Below are 15,485 nucleotides of genomic sequence, written 5' to 3'. Positions count from 1 at the left end.
TCAACGCCATCATTGGGCCACTACGTAATGACCGTGAGTGGACCTTCCTCTGCTGTGGGGACTTCGAAGTGGTCGAAATATTCGGCAGCCAGTTCAGCAGCGCTCAACTGGAAATCGTCCGCGTGGCCCGCCATGCGGGCGCGGACGCGGGCAAGTGCAACTTCGCGGGTCGTGGCCAGGTAGATGGTCTCGGGCTCGACACCCAGCGGCGTTAACAGGAGACGGTAATCCTCCCTCATGCTCCTAGACCAGAATGAAAAGTCGAGAACAACATCTGCACCTGACGCGACCAGATCTAGGAGGCGGGCCTTAAGCGCCGCCGCGATCTGACGCTGGATGCCCTCCTCAACGGGCATGATGCGGAGTCCCATCTGCCACGCCACTTCGTCAAAGGACAGCCGGACCATACCTTCGGCCGCCAAGCGACCGGCAACAGCGGATTTGCCGGAGCCCGCCGGCCCGCACATTAAGATAACTCGACTCACACTCACGATCGTACGCAGGGCAATCTCGCACCGACGGGGATCTTGACCCCGATACTGTTTGTTTTCTGCGGATGAGGCGACGACGGTAACCGTCAACCTCCAGGGCGATCAGTTAACCCAATTCATCGGAGAGCCCGCAGGTATCGCCTCCGCACGATTCGCTGTGCCACCAGGAGGATTGGGTAAAGCACCCGCCACGGTTGCCGTACGGCCGCCCGGGTCAGGGAGCGGATAGTGAGGTGCACGTCGTCGCCACGGCGGTGGACGATGAAGGCTTCTTCGCCGTCCACAGGGTGCCCTGGCAGCGTCCGGTACGAGAACCCGCTTCGGCCGGGCCCCTGCACGACAGCTACAACTTCGACCGGTTCTACAACAGTGAAGCCCAACGCGCGGGCCGTCACGACCACGCGGTCGCCTGGCGACACCGGACCCGTGGCGTCCACGTCAAACCCGCTCGCGGTTTTTACCCTCCAACGGAGCACGTCTGTTGCGGCGCGCTGCCAAACCCGGTCGCCGCTTCCGACTATGGCTGTGACTTCTGATCGACGGTATTTACGATCACTGGGAGGCCACCGCCGTAAGTCCGGGCTGGTCACACGGAGCCGTCAGTTCGAGTTGCGTCAGCCTTTTCAACCTTTCGGGCCGCAATGATTCCGTCCCGCCTCGCCGCCCGGATGACCCCATAGAGGACGTAAAAGAAACTGGCCGCAAAAACGGCCGGCAGGACAATTTCCATGTGTTGTTCTCCCCCAAGAAGTTTTGCAGCCCCGTTCGGACGTTGAAAGCCTACGTCAGGTGGCCACCATGTTGTTTGCGGCAATAGGCGCCGCCCTAGGGCAGAGTGAGGGATATGGATCAAAAGGCTGACTTACTTGGGTACCTTCGCATTCGAAGGGCAGATCTTCTCTCGAAACTCGACGACGTCAGCGAGTACGACATTCGCCGTCCGATGACGCCCACAGCTACCAACCTCCTGGGGCTGGTCAAGCACGTCGGTGGCGTGCAATTGGAATACTTCAGCGACGTCTTCGGCAGACCGCACGGCCGGGAAGTGCCCTGGTTGTCCGAAGCTGGGGAGGTTGACGATGATATGTGGGCAACGGCCGACGAGAGCCGGGCAGACATCATTGACTTCTACCATTTCTCCGCTCGACAAAGCGACGCGACGATAGAGTCACTCAGCCTCGACTCTGCAGGTGAAGTACCTTGGTGGACGCCCGAGCGCCGACGTGTGACCCTCCATCAGATCCTGGTTCACGTGTGCGTCGAGACAGCCCGGCATGCAGGGCATGCCGACATTTTGCGCGAGCTGATCGACGGCACAGCGGGCAACGGACCGCAAGATCCGAACATGCCAAGCCGCACATCGGAAGAATGGGCTGCCTATCGGTCCCGGATTGAAGCCGCTGCACGCGAAGCCGGACGATAAAGTCAGCGCCTACGAAAATTCGGACAGGTGATCAGTTGGGAACCATGGACTCGAAGTATGTGCGCTACCAGGCAGGCATCGCCAATGGCCGTGGACGCTACCCGGGCCTCTTTAATCTCGCCAACGGTTTAGCAAACGGCGGCAGACTCAGCACCCAGGACTGGGCTTCCTGGCGGCGCTCAAATGACCACTACGACGCCGCATACTTGAACCCGTCGACGGTGGACAGATCGATTTACGACCATGCAATAAACCCGACAGCGGAGGCTTGGTTCAAGTGCACAGCTGTGCATTTGCTCGTCCGCGTTGAGTTCTACACGGACCTTCTAAGCCGGTATGACGTTGAGTGGCAGGTGCTCCATTCAAACGATCCAGGACGGCTGTTGTATGAGGACGACGTCCAGATAATTGTCGCGCCCCATGAACGGGAGTGACCTCAAGTTGCACCTTATGATGCTGGAATGGGGAAAACTTTGGCGGGAATGAGCCTGCGAAACACAAGCCGATCTACGTTGAGACCAGCATCCGCGCCCCTATGGAACGCGTGTGGACTCTTAGCCAGGACCCCGCACTGCACGCCCGGTGGGATCTGCGATTCTCCCGAATAGTCCCCACCGGAGGAGATGATCAGGGACTTCTGCATTTTCGTTACGAGTTCCGCCTTCCTCTACACATCATCCGGGGGAACGGAACATCGCTGGGGCATAAGCATCGATCCGATGGGCAGGCCACATCGGTGCTGAAATTCGATTCTGCCGACCCCTTGTCTCCTATTGGGTCTGGTTCGGGGTATTGGCGGTATGTGCCGACAGAGGATGGTCTTCGGTTTATCACGGGGTACAACTATCAGCCGGGAATGGGCGCTCTCGGCAAAGTCCTGGACTCGCACGTGGTCCGGCCCGCTATGGGTTGGGCAACAGCAATAAGCTTCGACCGTCTGAGACTGTGGGCGGAGGCAGATCTGGATCCCAGAGACTGCCGCAACCGGTGGTTTGTCGACGCCGCAGCGAGAGCAGGCGGCATTCTGGCAGCCGGCGCACTGCTCCGCAGGGCTCTCGCCAGTCGAACCGCTGGCCTGGCAGCCCTAGGAGTGACGGTGGCTCTGACCACCTGGATGTTCCCGTCCCATTGGACTGTGCCGAGGGCAGGGCGCTGCCTGCGGGGTGCTCCGGACGCGCGCTCAGGCCGTGCCCCCTCTGCCCTGGCCGGGTTGGCTGCACCCACAGGTGATCTCCCCTCTCAGACTGAAAGAGGCGAATAGCCGTGGCTTCGATCTTTGAGGTGGCATTGGGGCAAGACTTCCAAAGGCTGCACCCCATGCTGCAGAAGCGCTTCGGCGTTGACACCGAAGCGGGCTACGGATGCGTCGGGCACGGGGTCTTCTCCGAAGTCCGCCGGGGTGCGTGGTGGACGGTACCGTTTCTGCGACTGGGTGCCTACCGCAATATTCTCTTCCCGGACCAGGGCAATGACATCCCGTTCACGATCGAGAACTATCCCTACATTGACGGGTTTGGCCGCCCTACCGTCACGTTCGTCAGGACTTTGGAACTGCCCTCGTCCAAGAGACGCCGCTTCGACGCCACTATGGTGCACAGCGAACGAAGAGGTGGGATTGTCGACTACCTCGGCACCCACCAGCATCTGGCCACCGACCTCGAACTGGAGGTCTTGGCCGATGGATCGCTGCACCTGCAATCGGGGGCGCAGCGGTTCTACGAAGGCTTCGCAGGATTCACGTTTCCGGCCTTCTGCACAGGTACCGCAGACCTGTACGAGAGCTTCGATGACATTCGCGGGATGTTCACGATTCAGATGCAGGTGCGGAACCCCGTCGTCGGATTTCTCTTCGGATACCGGGGCGAGTTCACGTTCACGTATCCGTCTCTTTCCGGCACAACGATCCCGGCGCACCTCAAGCCGCTAAGGGAGGAAAGCCGCGAATAACAGCCTGCTGCCCGCGAAAATAGTTGAGCGGCGCTAACCGTCGGAGACGAGGATGTTGTCGTGAATTCTTGTCCAGCCGGATGCTTCTAGCTCTCTGGTGTCATATCTCAGGCTCTTGTGTAAGCACGATGCTACTTCCCCGCAGCCCAGCGTTCATGCGGGACCCCTACCGGACGCCAGCTGAACTCCGAGAACCATCCGCGTCGCGATGGTGCCGCCATGATCGTTCTCGATGTAGCTCATGCCAATTTTCTCCGCCACCCGACGAGAAGCCACATTTTCTGGATGGATAATGGCGACGAGCTGCTTAACAGCGAGCTCGTCGCGTGCGAATTCCATGCACGCCGCGGCCGCTTCGGTCGCATATCCCCGGCCCCACGCCTCCGCGCGGATGTGAAATCCGACCTCCAACTCGCTGCGACCATTGACCTGCTGACAGGTAAGTCCGCAGTCACCCAGAAACTCGCCATCGAGAGTTTCCACAATCCAAAGGCCGTAACCATGCGTGGCGTAGTTCGCTTCATTCCAGGCGATCCACTGCGCGGCCTCTTCCCGCGTCTTGGGTGCGGGGTAATACGCCATGACAGCAGGATCACCCAGAAGCGCAGTCATGTTGTCCAGGTCTGCTGACGCCATCTGCCGGAATCGAAGCCGGGACGTCTTTCCGGGAATCACCTACGAAGCCTACAGGCGCCCCCAGCACGCTCGCCCTTGTACATCGAATGCTATTTTGCTAGCATTCTAGCCATGGCCGACAAGACACAGTTCAACATCTACCTGCCAACAGACCTAGTCAAGCAGGTCAAACACGCAGCAATCGAACGCGGACTATCACTGTCGTCGTTCGTCGAAGAAACGCTGACCCAGGCCCTCAACAAGGAAGGTTCAACCAAATGAGAGTTACTCCGATCCGCTTCGTGCGGAACATCGAGCTCGCCAACAAGTTTTATTCCACCCTTGGGTTGAACGAGAACGCTGCAGCAACAAGCGGAACCTGGGCGGACCTGCACGGCAACGGCGGGCAACTTGGGCTCCACATTGCCCAAGCGGGAACCACACACTCAGATGCCGGAGCGGTAGCGCTGCACTTCTCCACCGACGAAAGGCTGGAGCTCACCGCAGAGCGACTAAGAGCTGCCGGATATGCCCCGTCGGACATCATGGACGAAACGTTCGGCCGTTTCATCACTGTCAATGACCCCGACGGATACCGCATCCAAGTCAACGAAATGGATGCGGACCACCAAAACCTCAGCTATGAAATACGGGAATCTGCTGCCCTGAAATAGGCTTCGCCCGAGCCTTGCAGGACCGCTATTCCTTCCGCCGCACCACCAGGCCCGTGCCAGCGGGAGCATCGCCGTCGGGTCCCGCAAGCGCCTCCAGCCCTTCGATCGTGAGTTCGTCGACGTCGGCCGCGGTGTCCACCAGCACCGTGTCACCGTCGGCGATGTCGCCGGACAGGATGGCCTTGGCCAGGCGGTCGCCGATCTCCCGCTGCACTAGCCGGCGCAGTGGCCGGGCACCGTACGCGGAGTCGAAGCCGGACATGGCCAGCCAGGCGCGGGCGCCGTCGGACACGTCCAGGGAGAGCCGGCGATCGCGCAGCCTCCTGCCGAGCTCGGCCACCTGCAGTTCCACAATCTCCGCCAGCTCGTCAACGGTCAGGGCTTCAAACAGCACAATCTCGTCCAGCCGGTTCAGGAACTCCGGCTTGAAGGAGGCGTTGACCATGGTCATGACCGCGGTCCGCTTGGCCTGCGCGTCCAGTGACTGGTCCACCAGGAACTGGCTGCCCAGGTTGGACGTCAGCACCAGGATGGCGTTGCGGAAGTCCACGGTGCGGCCCTGGCCATCGGTGAGGCGGCCGTCGTCGAGCACCTGCAGGAGGATGTCGAAAACCTCCGGATGGGCCTTTTCCACCTCGTCCAGCAGAACCACCGAGTACGGCCGACGGCGGACGGCTTCCGTCAGCTGGCCGCCCTCCTCGTAGCCGACGTACCCCGGAGGGGCACCCACCAGCCGCGCCACCGAGTGCTTCTCGCCGTACTCGGACATGTCCAGCCGCACCATGGCGCGTTCGTCGTCGAACAGGAAATCCGCGAGCGCCTTGGCCAGCTCGGTCTTGCCCACGCCCGTGGGCCCCAGGAATAGGAACGAACCCGTGGGCCGGTTGGGATCGCTGATGCCGGCCCGCGCACGGCGGACGGCGTCGGACACCGCGGCCACCGCCTTGGCCTGGCCGATCAGGCGTTTGCCGATCTCCTCCTCCATGTGGAGCAGTTTCTGGCTTTCGCCCTGCAGCATGCGCCCGGCGGGGATGCCGGTCCACGCGGAAATGACGTCCGCAATGTCGTCCGCCGTGACCTCGTCAGCCACCATCGGGGCAGGTTTGTCCGTTACCGCCTCTTCGGCTGCAGCGGCGGCGTTCAGTTCACGTTCCAGCGCAGGAATCTCGCCATACATGATGCGCGAGGCTGTTTCCAGATCGCCTTCCCGTTCGGCCTTTTCCTGCTGGGAGCGAAGTTCGTCCAGCTTCGCCTTCAGGTCACCCACCCGGTTCAACCCGGCTTTCTCGGCAGCCCAGCGGGCGTTCAATGCGTCCAGCTCTTCAGTCTTGTCGGCTTTGTCCGCTTGGATCGCGGCGAGGCGTTCCACGGACGCGGGATCCTTCTCACCGGCAAGAGCCAGTTCCTCCATGGTGAGCCGGTCCACCGCCCTCTGCAGCTGGTCGATCTCCTCCGGCGCGGAGTCGATCTCCATCCGCAGCCGCGAAGCTGCCTCATCCACCAGGTCAATGGCCTTGTCCGGCAGCTGGCGGCCGGAAATGTAGCGGTTGGACAGGGTTGCGGCGGCCACCAGCGCGGAGTCGGCGATGGTGACCTTGTGGTGCGCCTCGTAGCGCTCCTTGAGGCCGCGGAGAATACCGATGGTGTCCTCCACACTGGGCTCGCCCACGTACACCTGCTGGAACCTCCGCTCCAGCGCGGGGTCCTTCTCGATGTTCTCGCGGTACTCATCCAAGGTGGTGGCACCGATCAGCCGCAGCTCACCGCGGGCCAACATGGGCTTAAGCATGTTGCCGGCATCCATCGATGACTCCCCCGTGGCACCGGCGCCCACCACCGTGTGGATCTCGTCGATGAACGTGACAATCTGGCCGTCCGAATTCTTGATCTCCTCCAGGACGGCCTTGAGCCGCTCCTCGAACTCGCCGCGGTACTTGGCGCCGGCCACCATTGAGGCGAGGTCCAGGGCGATAAGGGTTTTGCCCCGCAGGCTTTCCGGGACATCGCGGGCCACGATCCGCTGGGCGAGCCCTTCGACGACGGCAGTCTTGCCCACACCAGGCTCGCCGATGATGACGGGGTTGTTCTTGGTGCGGCGGCTCAGCACCTGGATGATGCGCCGGATCTCGGTGTCGCGGCCGATCACCGGGTCCAGCTTGCCCGCACGCGCCATCGCGGTGAGGTCAGTGCCGAACCGCTCCAGCGACTGGAACGTGTTTTCCGGGTCCGGCGTGGTGACCTTGCGGTCGCCGCGGACACCCGGCAGGGCGGCGAGCAGCGCTTCATGGGAGGCACCGGCGTCGCGCATTAACCGCCCGACGGCGTCACTCCCGGCTGAGAGCCCCAACAACAGCACTTCGGTGGAGACATACGTGTCACCCAGCCGGTCGGCCTCGTTTTTGGCGTTCTGGATGGCCAGCAGCGCGGGCCGGGACAGCTGGGCCTGCTGCGTGGAGCCGCCCGACGTTGCCGGCAGCGCCTTGATGGCGCCGCTCGCCTGCACGCTGACGGCATCCGGGTCTGCGCCCGTGGCGCGGAGAAGCGCGACGGCGACGCCCTCCCGCTGATCCATCAGCGCCTTGAGCAGGTGGGCAGGTTCCACCTGGGGATTCCCTGCCGTGGAGGCGTTCATGGCTGCTGCCGAAAGAGCCTCCTGGCTCTTGGTGGTGAATTTGACGTCCAAAGAGAGCTCCTTCCGGGATATGCATTTTTCGCTAAGTTGAGTCTACAACGCTCAACTTTGAGGAAATGCCCACTACGCCCCATGTTTGCCGACGGCGAACTGCCTGTCCAGAGCCGCACCACGCCTATGTGGAAATCCGTGTCCACGGACTGGCGTAGCGACAAGATGCTCGCGAAAGTGTTGTGCGGAGCTAAAGGCAATGGTCAGAATCCACTCACTGCGGTTGGGGCCGCCCGACAAAGAAGCGGAAGGACCCTAACAATGAACCGTTTGACCCGCTTGGTCGTCGCCTCCGGCGCTGGCCTGGCTCTCGCCCTCACTGCCTCGCCGGCGCTGGCCGCGCCGCCGTCCGACCCCGGCAGCAACCGCGCCCAGGTGGAACACACCGAAACCAGCAACCCCGATGGGTCATACACCTATGAGTACCGCGGCGCGACTCGAAACGTCGACGGCCACTACACGACCAACACCCGCGATCAGACGACTGACGGCCAGTCGTCGTTCGACTATAAAACGCATTACACCCTAACGGACAACCTGACAAAGTTGAGTAGCCAGAACACGTTTACCGAGGATGGCGTGACGTGCCGCGCCAACTCCCAGGTTGTCGTCACGAACGGTGAGACGCGCAGGGAGAAGACGCATTCGAGCTGCTAGCACCCGGGGAGGCGAACGCCGGACATGGCCCAAATTTTCAAGAATTGGTCAGCCCGCCCCAGCGCTGGATCGGAGGGCTTCACGCGGACTCCGGAGATCGCGGGCGAAATCAAGCCCGTCGAAGTCACTCGTTAAGAGCTCAGGAATCCGTTGACAACGTCATTGTGATTCCTCGGGGCCCCTCCTCCGTCGGGGTCCGTCGCCCCCTGCCGCAGCGGCACGCGAAGCCCTAGGATCATCCTGTGACCGGCGGGACGATCCCTTCGGCGCACGAAGACAAGGACGTACCGTGAAGAAATTTGTGGTTCTGTACAAATCGCCCAAGCCAGCCGAAGAAGCCATGGCGGAAGCGAGCCCCGAAGAGGCCGAGGCCGGCATGAAAATGTGGATGGACTGGGCTGCCAGAGCCGGTGACGGCATCGTTGACCTCGGAACGCCGCTGGGCGCCGCCAAGGTCCTGGACGGTTCGGCAGTCACAGACGCCGAGGCAACGCTGGGCGGCTACAGCGTCATCCAGGCCGAGGATCTGGACGCCGCTGTTGCGCTGATGGACGGCCACCCGCACTTCATGTCCGGCGAAGGCGCCACCATCCAGATCCACGAAACACTCGACATCCCGGGGATGTAGCCAGCGGTCTGCGGCCGGTTTAGGGCATTGCCGGATAGCCGGCCGCAGGCTTGGTTTCGATGTAGTTGATCACCAGGAACTCCCCCGCCGGGACGAGTTCCACGTACCAGCGGGTCGGCTTGTCCAGGTCCTCCCAGCTGCCCTGCCCGGCAACGGTGGGCCGGTAGACGGCGTCGAACTTCAGGAACGTGCCGCTGTCCGTGGCGCTCGAATCGATCTCCTGCAGCAGCGCAAACGTGCCGCGCACACCCGTCTCCGGCCCGGCAACGCGGACCGCCGCCAGGTTCTGCTGGTTCATCACCTTCACCGCCGCAAAGTATTCCTGCCACGCGACGTCGCTGTGCGTGGTGAACAGCGTGCTCGAATAGGCTTCGGCGTTTTTTGCAGCGAGGTCTGCGACGCAGTTTACCGGGACGGCCTTGCCCGGGCTCCAGGCCGTGACCAGCTCGGAGCCGGCGTTAATCCAGCCGCTGTAGGCGTTCAGGACGCTGCCGACGGTTTCGCGCGGCGTGCCCTTGGGGATCCGGACCGGCGACACGTCGTCCCTGCCCACAAACGGGCAATCCGGCGGAAGCACGGACGCGGGCGTTGCCGGGGCGATGTCCGGCAGCGGCGTCGGCGACGGGAACAGGCCGCACCCGGACAGGCCCGCCAGCAGCGCCAGGACGGCAGCCGCCGTCGTAATTTTCTTCATGGTTCTCCCCCAATACCGCCGCCGCGTCCGGACGACGCTGACCAGCCTACCCGCGCATTCCCGCCCGTTCAGCCCGGGTAGATGGCCACGGCACCGGCCTTGATCACGAAATACACCTGCATGCCCGGCGCCAACCCGAGATCTACAGAGGCAGCCGGAGTGATGTCCGCGCTCAGCTGCCCGCCCTCCCCGGCGCGGACCCGGATCCCGTCCCCGTGGGGCTCCAGGTCAGTAATGGTCACGGCGAAGGAGTTCCGCGGACTGCCATGCGCTTCGGTGAGGAAAACGGAAACGGCCGACGGCGGGAAGACAGCCACGCCCGGCCGCCCGGTGGGGAGCGGGGCGGCTACGTCGTGGTGGCCATAGAGGTTGAGGGCGCCGGACCGCAGACCGTGTTCGGTCAGGTGGCCGGCCACAAAGTTGAGTCCGGCGAGTCCGGCCGCGAACCGGCTGCGCGGGCGCTGAAGGATGTCGCGGGTGGGGCCTTCCTCGCTGATCCGCCCGTTTTCGAGGATGACCACCCGGTCGGCCAGAAACAGGGCATCGAGGACGTCATGCGTGATGATGATGGCCCGCCGGCCGGCCAGCACGCGCTTGAGCAGGCGCCGGAGCAGCGGCGCGGCATGGATATCCAGCGCGGCCATCGGCTCGTCCAGGAGGAGGAGCCCGGGGTCGGCGGCGAGCGCCCGCGCCACCGCAACGCGCTGCGCCTGGCCGCCGGAGAGCCCGGCCGGGCGGCGGGACTGCAGCTCCGTCGCCTCGACTTCCGCGAGCCACCGCAGGGCGGACTCCCGCGCGGCCGGCTTCGAAGCCCCCGCACTCCGGGGCCCGAAGGCCACGTTCTCCAGCACGCTCAGGTGCGGAAAAAGCAGCGGTTCCTGGGCCAGGAGCGCCGTACCGCGCCGGTGCGGAGCCGTCCATTCGCCGCGCCCGGCGGTGAGGTCGAACAGGGTCCTGCCGTCCAGTAGGGCCGTGCCCGAGTCCGGGTGCAGCAGGCCCGCGATGACGTTCAGCAGGGTCGATTTGCCCGCGCCGTTGGCTCCCATTACGGCCACCGTTTCGGCCGGCCCCACCGCGAGGGAGACGTCAAACCCGCGGCCAGCCACGGCGGCCTGAACCGAGAACGTCACCGGACCGCACCTCCCTGGGCCGGCGCCGTCGTCGTGCCTTCCCCGCTAAGCGCGGGGGCCCGTTCGGCGGCGCGGGGACTGCGGTACGCGAGCGCTACCACCACCAAGGCCACCGCCACGAGGACCAGGGAAAGCGCGACGGCGGCATCGGCGTCCGTTTCCCGCTGCAGGTAGATTTCCAGCGGCAGGGTCCGGGTCACCCCCTGCAGGCTGCCCGCGAACGTGAGGGTGGCGCCGAATTCGCCCAGGCTGCGGGCGAAGGACAGCACCGCGCCGGACGCCAGTCCCGGCAGCACGAGCGGGAGGGTGACCCTGCGAAGCACCGTGGTGGGCCCGGCGCCGAGCGTCGCCGCCACCGCTTCGTACCGGTTCCCGGCGGTCCGCAGGGCACCCTCGAGGCTGACCACCAGGAACGGAAGGGCCACAAACGTCTGGGCCAGGATGACCGCCGTCGTCGAAAAGGCGATCTGCAGGCCAGCCACTTCCAGCGTCCGGCCCAGCAGCCCCTGCCGCCCGAACGTGTACAGGAGCGCGATGCCGCCCACCACCGGCGGAAGCACCAGCGGCAGCAGGACCAGTGAGCGGAGGACGCGCTGGCCGGGGAAGCTGCCGCGGGCCAGGACCAGGGCGAGCGGCACACCCAGCACGATGCAGAGGACGGTGCTGGCCGCGGATGTGCGCAGGCTCAACCCAAGGGCCTGCAGCGACTCTTCCGAGGTGATCAGCGGGATGAACTGGGTCCAGTTGACCTTGCCCACCATGGCCGCCAGCGGCAGCACCACGAACAGTCCGCCGGCAGCCGCGAGGACGTAAATCCAGCGTGGGACGCCGCCGTACCCGCCGTTCCTGGCCTGTCTCATGGTCTCCTTGGGGGCCGCGTGCTTACGGTGCGCCGAAGCCGGCCTCGCCGAGGGTTTTCTGCCCGTCGGCGCCGGTCACCATGGCGATGAAGGCTGCCGCCAGTTCCTTGTTCCGGCTCGAGCCTACTGCGGCGATGGGATAGGTATTGACTGCCTTGCCGGATTCGTCGAACGGGATTCCCTTGACCTTGCCGCCGGCGCCTTTGACGTCGGTGACGTAGACCAGGCCGGCGTCGGCCTCGCCCGAGGTGACCTTGCCCAGGACGTCCGTCACCGATGACTCCTCGCTGACCGGCGAGAGGGTCACGCCCGCGGCCTTTTCCACCGTGTCCGCGGCCGCCCCGCACGGAACCTGGCTGGCACAGACAACCACCTTGACGCCTGGCTTGGCCAGGTCGGCGAAGGACGCGATCGACGCCGGGTTGGACGGCGGGACGGCGATCTCCAGGACGTTGGTGGCGAAGTTCTTCGCGGTCCCGTCCAGGAGCTTGGCGTCGGCGAGCTTCGTCATGTTCTTGGTGTCGGCGGAGGCAAAGACATCAGCCGGTGCGCCCTGCGTGATCTGGGTGACCAGGTCCGAGGAGCCGGCGAAGCTCAATACGATCTTGGTGCCCGGGTTCTTCGCCTCGAAGTCGCTGGCCAGCTGGGTGAACGTGGCCTTGAGCGACGCGGCTGCGAAGACCGTGATCGTCCCGGAGACCTGACCGGCGGCGTCCGGGGACTGCGACGCGGCGGGCTGCGTGGCCGCGGGCGTCGTAGCCGGTGCGCACGCGGCGAGGCCCAGCATGAGGGCGGCCGTGATGATGGTGGCGCCGGCGTGTTTGCGGGTGCTCAAATGATGCTCTTTCCATGCGGGGTTTCGATGATGACTGTGGTTGCTTTGACCACCGCTGTGGCCACGGACCCGAGTTCCAAGCCCAGGTCCCGGACGGCTTCGCTGCTCATCAGCGACACCACCCGGAACGGCCCGCACTGGAGTTCCACCTGGGCCATGACCTTGTCCGCAGTGATGCCCGTGACCAGGCCCACGAACCTGTTGCGCGCCGAACTCCCTGAGCGGTGCGGGTCCTCGGGAAGCTGCGCGAGCTTCTGGGCGTGCCTGGCCAGCTCCAGGCCGTCCACGGCCAGCCGGCCGGCGTCGTCCTTGACGGGGGTAAGGCTGCCGTTCTCAGTCCAGCGCCGGACGGTGTCGTCACTGACGCCAAGGAACCGCGCGGCTTCGGATACGCGAATAGTGGGCATTTCATGATCCTAGTCCGCATTTGCGGGTTTTCTTAGTAGTTTTCGCCGCGTATCAGAATATGACTTTGCCGCTTCTTTCGCTCCCGCTCGTGGCATCAGTTGGGCTGCCTCTGGAAGGTGGTGGGCCGAAGTCCTACGCTATGTGGAGGGGAGGGGCCGCAGTCGCTGAGGAGCGTTTGTGATGAAGTGGATCAGGCCTGACAGCCCCGACTATGACCCGGCCCGGAAAGTCTTCAACGCCATGATTGACCGGCGTCCGGCGGTCATTGCCCAGTGTTCCAATGATGCGGACGTGGCCGAAGCCCTACGCTATGGCCGGGAGAATTCCCTCGCCATTGCCGTCCGCGCCGGCGGCCACTCAGTGGCCGGCATGTCCATGAACAACGACGGCCTGGTGATCGATGTCCGGCCCATGAAGTCAATCGACGTGGACCCCGAATCCGGCATCGTCACCGTGGGGGCCGGCGTGACCTGGGGCGAGTTCGATCACGCCACCCAGGAACATGCCCTGGCCGTGACGGGCGGGCGGGCCTCCACCACCGGAGTGGCCGGTTTCACCCTGGGCGGCGGCTCCGGGTGGCTGGAGCGGTCCTTCGGGTTCGCGTGCGACAGCCTCGTCTCGGTGGACCTGGTGACGGCCGACGGCGAGCGCGTCACCGCGAGTGCGCGGGAAAACCCGGAACTCTTCTGGGCCCTCCATGGCGGCGGCGGCAATTTCGGCGTGGCCACGTCCTTCACGTTCCAGGCGCACCGGCTCGGCCCGGTGGTCCACGCCGGGTTTTGGCTGTGGCCCGGGGAGGCGGCCACTGATGTTTCCCGGGCGTTCCGGGACCTGGCTCTGGCCGCCCCTGATGGCGTGGGCCTGGGGCTCCTGTATTTCACTGCGCCGCCGGAGCCGTTTGTTCCGGAGCACCTGGTGGGAAAGATGGCCACCCTCATCGTGTACGTCTACGCCGGTGAGCCCGAGGAGGGCTCCGAACATGCCCGGCCGTTCCGCGAGCTCGGGCCGGCCGTTGACCTGGTGGGCGACACTCCCTACTCAGAGTTCAACGGCTCCCTGGACGATCCACCAGACCACTACAACTACTGGAGTGCGGACTATCACGACGAACTTCCCGATGCCGCCCTGGACCTGTTTGTGGAGTCGGCCCGGAACCTGCCCGACGCCACGTCCCAGCAGCTCATCGCCCGCTGGGGCGGTGCCGTCGGCGGTAACGCGGGGGCGGCCACGCCCTTGAACAACCGGAATGCGGCCTGGGTGAGCCACCCGTACGGCATCTCGCCGACACCCGAGGAAGGCCAGCTGGCCAAGGCCTGGGTGAAGGACTTCCGCGGCAAGATTGCGCCGTATGCCACGGGCGGGGTGTGGCTCAACTTCATCGGCAACGAGGGCCAGGAGCGCATCCGCGCCGCGTTCGGCAACGGGAACTACGCCCGGCTGGCCAGGGTCAAGCGGGACTTCGATCCGCGGAACGTCTTCCAGGGCAACCAGAACATCCTGCCGGCCGGCTCCTGACCGGCCCAGCGGAGAGCTGCCGCACTAGACTTCCCCCATGGCGATTTACCTGGATCCGCCGCTGTGGCCCGCCCACGGCACACACTTTTCGCACCTCATCTCGGACACGTCGCTGGCGGAACTGCACGCCTTCGCCGCCGCGGCCGGCATCCCGGACCGGGCGTTCGACGGCGACCACTACGACGTCGCCGAGCGCCGGTTCGACGATCTGGTCGCCGCGGGTGCCATCCCGGTGGAAGCCCGGATCCTGGTCCGCAAGCTGATCGCCAGCGGGCTGCGCATCCCGGCCCGGCAGCGCAACAAGTCCCTCAAAGTGCCGCTGCTGAACCGCTGGGAAGCCATCATGCCGGGTCATGACGCCCTCTTCCTTGACCTGCTGGACCGCTGGAGCGAGGAACACCGCCGGTATCACGGCTGCACGCACCTGCTGGCAGTACTCGAGGCCATGGACCTGCTCACTGACCCCGCCGATCCGCCGCGGACCGTGCTGCTCGCAGCCTGGTTCCACGATGCCGTGTACCGCGGGGTTGCCGGCCAGGACGAGGAGGAATCGGCCCGTCTCGCCGAGGAGCGTCTGGCGGACGCAGGTCTTCCGGCCGACGATATAGACGAGGTGGCGCGGCTGGTGCGGCTGACATCGGACCACCGTCCGGAGCCGGGGGACGACGACGGCGCCCTCCTCTGCGACGCGGACCTGTCAGTCCTCGGCGGCGAACCTGAGCCCTACGCCCGGTATGTGGCCGCCGTCCGGGAAGACTACGCGCACATCGGCGACGCCGACTTCGCGGCCGGGCGGGCCGCCGTCGTCCGTCATCTGCTGGAACTGGACCCGCTCTTCCATAGCGACCGCGCGCGGGAACTGTGGCTCGATGCCGCCCGCCGGAACCTGCGGGGCGAACTGTCCTGACTCTTCGCGCAGCCGCCG

Annotated in this window: 19 protein-coding genes; 9 read left to right on the top strand and 10 right to left on the bottom strand. The window is 64.9% G+C overall.

What is annotated here, in order from left to right; translation table 11 throughout:
* Nucleotides 1-20 precede the first annotated feature (20 nt).
* The 3 genes from AU252_RS12225 to AU252_RS24160 all read right to left on the bottom strand — a co-directional run bounded on the left by AU252_RS12225 (nucleotide 21) and on the right by AU252_RS24160 (nucleotide 1,221).
* On the bottom strand, nucleotides 21-485 hold the full coding sequence (locus AU252_RS12225; protein ID WP_240484163.1) for an AAA family ATPase: 465 nt from the start codon (nucleotides 483-485) through the stop codon (nucleotides 21-23).
* Between the two features lie 122 nt (nucleotides 486-607).
* Nucleotides 608-1,081: a DUF1990 family protein gene (locus tag AU252_RS12220; RefSeq protein ID WP_058930953.1), complete on the bottom strand. Its 474-nt coding sequence runs from the start codon at nucleotides 1,079-1,081 to the stop codon at nucleotides 608-610.
* A complete protein-coding gene (locus AU252_RS24160; protein WP_167349829.1) occupies nucleotides 1,078-1,221 on the bottom strand; it encodes a hypothetical protein in 144 nt (47 codons plus the stop codon). Before AU252_RS24160 ends, AU252_RS12220 begins: the two co-directional genes overlap by 4 nt.
* A gap of 114 nt (nucleotides 1,222-1,335) precedes the next feature.
* On the opposite strand from AU252_RS24160, the gene AU252_RS12215 reads away from it, so the two are divergent.
* The 3 genes from AU252_RS12215 to AU252_RS12205 all read left to right on the top strand — a co-directional run bounded on the left by AU252_RS12215 (nucleotide 1,336) and on the right by AU252_RS12205 (nucleotide 3,861).
* The gene (locus AU252_RS12215) at nucleotides 1,336-1,914 is read left to right on the top strand and encodes a DinB family protein (protein ID WP_058930952.1); all 579 of its coding nucleotides are present in this window, start codon (nucleotides 1,336-1,338) and stop codon (nucleotides 1,912-1,914) included.
* 44 nt (nucleotides 1,915-1,958) lie between these two features.
* Nucleotides 1,959-2,348: a hypothetical protein gene (locus tag AU252_RS12210; RefSeq protein WP_099093388.1), complete on the top strand. Its 390-nt coding sequence runs from the start codon at nucleotides 1,959-1,961 to the stop codon at nucleotides 2,346-2,348.
* A gap of 829 nt (nucleotides 2,349-3,177) precedes the next feature.
* Nucleotides 3,178-3,861 (top strand): DUF4166 domain-containing protein, encoded by a 684-nt coding sequence (locus AU252_RS12205; protein ID WP_058930950.1) that lies wholly within the window; start codon nucleotides 3,178-3,180, stop codon nucleotides 3,859-3,861.
* A 153-nt stretch (nucleotides 3,862-4,014) separates the two neighbouring features.
* Here AU252_RS12205 and AU252_RS12200 read toward each other — a convergent pair whose 3' ends face one another.
* Nucleotides 4,015-4,536, bottom strand: a complete 522-nt coding sequence (locus AU252_RS12200) for a GNAT family N-acetyltransferase (protein ID WP_058930949.1) — start codon at nucleotides 4,534-4,536, stop codon at nucleotides 4,015-4,017.
* Nucleotides 4,537-4,608: 72 nt separating this feature from the next.
* Here AU252_RS12200 and AU252_RS12195 point away from each other — a divergent pair, with 72 nt between their 5' ends.
* Nucleotides 4,609-4,758 carry a CopG family transcriptional regulator gene (locus AU252_RS12195; protein ID WP_058930948.1) on the top strand — a complete coding sequence of 50 codons (150 nt, stop codon included), beginning with the start codon at nucleotides 4,609-4,611 and terminating at the stop codon, nucleotides 4,756-4,758.
* Entirely contained in the window at nucleotides 4,755-5,150 is a 396-nt protein-coding gene (locus AU252_RS12190; RefSeq protein ID WP_058930947.1) for a VOC family protein, read from the top strand. The genes AU252_RS12195 and AU252_RS12190 overlap by 4 nt, the downstream gene beginning before the upstream one ends.
* Nucleotides 5,151-5,175: 25 nt before the next feature.
* Here AU252_RS12190 and clpB read toward each other — a convergent pair whose 3' ends face one another.
* Entirely contained in the window at nucleotides 5,176-7,833 is a 2,658-nt protein-coding gene (gene clpB / locus AU252_RS12185; protein WP_058930946.1) for an ATP-dependent chaperone ClpB, read from the bottom strand.
* A 261-nt stretch (nucleotides 7,834-8,094) separates the two neighbouring features.
* On the opposite strand from clpB, the gene AU252_RS12180 reads away from it, so the two are divergent.
* Both AU252_RS12180 and AU252_RS12175 read left to right on the top strand, forming a co-directional pair.
* On the top strand, nucleotides 8,095-8,490 hold the full coding sequence (locus tag AU252_RS12180) for a hypothetical protein (protein ID WP_157768977.1): 396 nt from the start codon (nucleotides 8,095-8,097) through the stop codon (nucleotides 8,488-8,490).
* Between the two features lie 289 nt (nucleotides 8,491-8,779).
* Nucleotides 8,780-9,118, top strand: a complete 339-nt coding sequence (locus AU252_RS12175) for a YciI family protein (RefSeq protein ID WP_058930944.1) — start codon at nucleotides 8,780-8,782, stop codon at nucleotides 9,116-9,118.
* A gap of 19 nt (nucleotides 9,119-9,137) precedes the next feature.
* Here the strand turns inward: AU252_RS12175 and AU252_RS12170 are convergent, their stop codons facing one another.
* The 5 genes from AU252_RS12170 to AU252_RS12150 form a co-directional block, all read right to left on the bottom strand.
* Entirely contained in the window at nucleotides 9,138-9,812 is a 675-nt protein-coding gene (locus AU252_RS12170; protein WP_058930943.1) for a hypothetical protein, read from the bottom strand.
* A gap of 68 nt (nucleotides 9,813-9,880) precedes the next feature.
* Nucleotides 9,881-10,942, bottom strand: coding sequence for a sulfate/molybdate ABC transporter ATP-binding protein (locus tag AU252_RS12165; RefSeq protein WP_058930942.1), 1,062 nt, complete (start codon nucleotides 10,940-10,942; stop codon nucleotides 9,881-9,883).
* Nucleotides 10,939-11,802, bottom strand: coding sequence for an ABC transporter permease (locus AU252_RS12160; RefSeq protein ID WP_058930941.1), 864 nt, complete (start codon nucleotides 11,800-11,802; stop codon nucleotides 10,939-10,941). Before AU252_RS12160 ends, AU252_RS12165 begins: the two co-directional genes overlap by 4 nt.
* A 22-nt stretch (nucleotides 11,803-11,824) precedes the next feature.
* Nucleotides 11,825-12,589 (bottom strand): molybdate ABC transporter substrate-binding protein, encoded by a 765-nt coding sequence (gene modA / locus AU252_RS12155; protein WP_083510582.1) that lies wholly within the window; start codon nucleotides 12,587-12,589, stop codon nucleotides 11,825-11,827.
* Between the two features lie 44 nt (nucleotides 12,590-12,633).
* Complete coding sequence (locus AU252_RS12150; RefSeq protein WP_056341185.1) at nucleotides 12,634-13,044, bottom strand: TOBE domain-containing protein; 411 nt, start codon at nucleotides 13,042-13,044, stop codon at nucleotides 12,634-12,636.
* 181 nt (nucleotides 13,045-13,225) lie between these two features.
* On the opposite strand from AU252_RS12150, the gene AU252_RS12145 reads away from it, so the two are divergent.
* Both AU252_RS12145 and AU252_RS12140 read left to right on the top strand, forming a co-directional pair.
* A complete protein-coding gene (locus tag AU252_RS12145; protein WP_058930939.1) occupies nucleotides 13,226-14,560 on the top strand; it encodes an FAD-binding oxidoreductase in 1,335 nt (444 codons plus the stop codon).
* Between the two features lie 37 nt (nucleotides 14,561-14,597).
* The gene (locus tag AU252_RS12140) at nucleotides 14,598-15,467 is read left to right on the top strand and encodes a DUF4031 domain-containing protein (RefSeq protein WP_058930938.1); all 870 of its coding nucleotides are present in this window, start codon (nucleotides 14,598-14,600) and stop codon (nucleotides 15,465-15,467) included.
* The last annotated feature ends 18 nt before the right edge of the window (nucleotides 15,468-15,485 follow it).

Origin of the sequence: Pseudarthrobacter sulfonivorans (assembly GCF_001484605.1) — a bacterium.
In the GTDB taxonomy this organism is placed as follows: domain Bacteria; phylum Actinomycetota; class Actinomycetes; order Actinomycetales; family Micrococcaceae; genus Arthrobacter; species Arthrobacter sulfonivorans_A.
This window is presented reverse-complemented; position numbering and strand designations above follow the sequence as displayed.

Excerpts from the sequence above, each read along its gene's own strand:
- AU252_RS12170 (WP_058930943.1), bottom strand. The coding sequence starts at position 9,812 with ATGAAGAAAATTACGACGGCGGCTGCCGTCCTGGCGCTGCTGGCGGGC.
- AU252_RS12180 (WP_157768977.1), top strand. The coding sequence starts at position 8,095 with ATGAACCGTTTGACCCGCTTGGTCGTCGCCTCCGGCGCTGGCCTGGCT.
- AU252_RS12215 (WP_058930952.1), top strand. The coding sequence starts at position 1,336 with ATGGATCAAAAGGCTGACTTACTTGGGTACCTTCGCATTCGAAGGGCA.
- AU252_RS24160 (WP_167349829.1), bottom strand. The coding sequence starts at position 1,221 with ATGGAAATTGTCCTGCCGGCCGTTTTTGCGGCCAGTTTCTTTTACGTC.
- AU252_RS12145 (WP_058930939.1), top strand. The coding sequence starts at position 13,226 with ATGAAGTGGATCAGGCCTGACAGCCCCGACTATGACCCGGCCCGGAAA.
- modA (WP_083510582.1), bottom strand. The coding sequence starts at position 12,589 with ATGCTGGGCCTCGCCGCGTGCGCACCGGCTACGACGCCCGCGGCCACG.
- AU252_RS12150 (WP_056341185.1), bottom strand. The coding sequence starts at position 13,044 with ATGCCCACTATTCGCGTATCCGAAGCCGCGCGGTTCCTTGGCGTCAGT.
- AU252_RS12190 (WP_058930947.1), top strand. The coding sequence starts at position 4,755 with ATGAGAGTTACTCCGATCCGCTTCGTGCGGAACATCGAGCTCGCCAAC.
- AU252_RS12210 (WP_099093388.1), top strand. The coding sequence starts at position 1,959 with ATGGACTCGAAGTATGTGCGCTACCAGGCAGGCATCGCCAATGGCCGT.
- AU252_RS12195 (WP_058930948.1), top strand. The coding sequence starts at position 4,609 with ATGGCCGACAAGACACAGTTCAACATCTACCTGCCAACAGACCTAGTC.
- AU252_RS12160 (WP_058930941.1), bottom strand. The coding sequence starts at position 11,802 with ATGAGACAGGCCAGGAACGGCGGGTACGGCGGCGTCCCACGCTGGATT.
- AU252_RS12140 (WP_058930938.1), top strand. The coding sequence starts at position 14,598 with ATGGCGATTTACCTGGATCCGCCGCTGTGGCCCGCCCACGGCACACAC.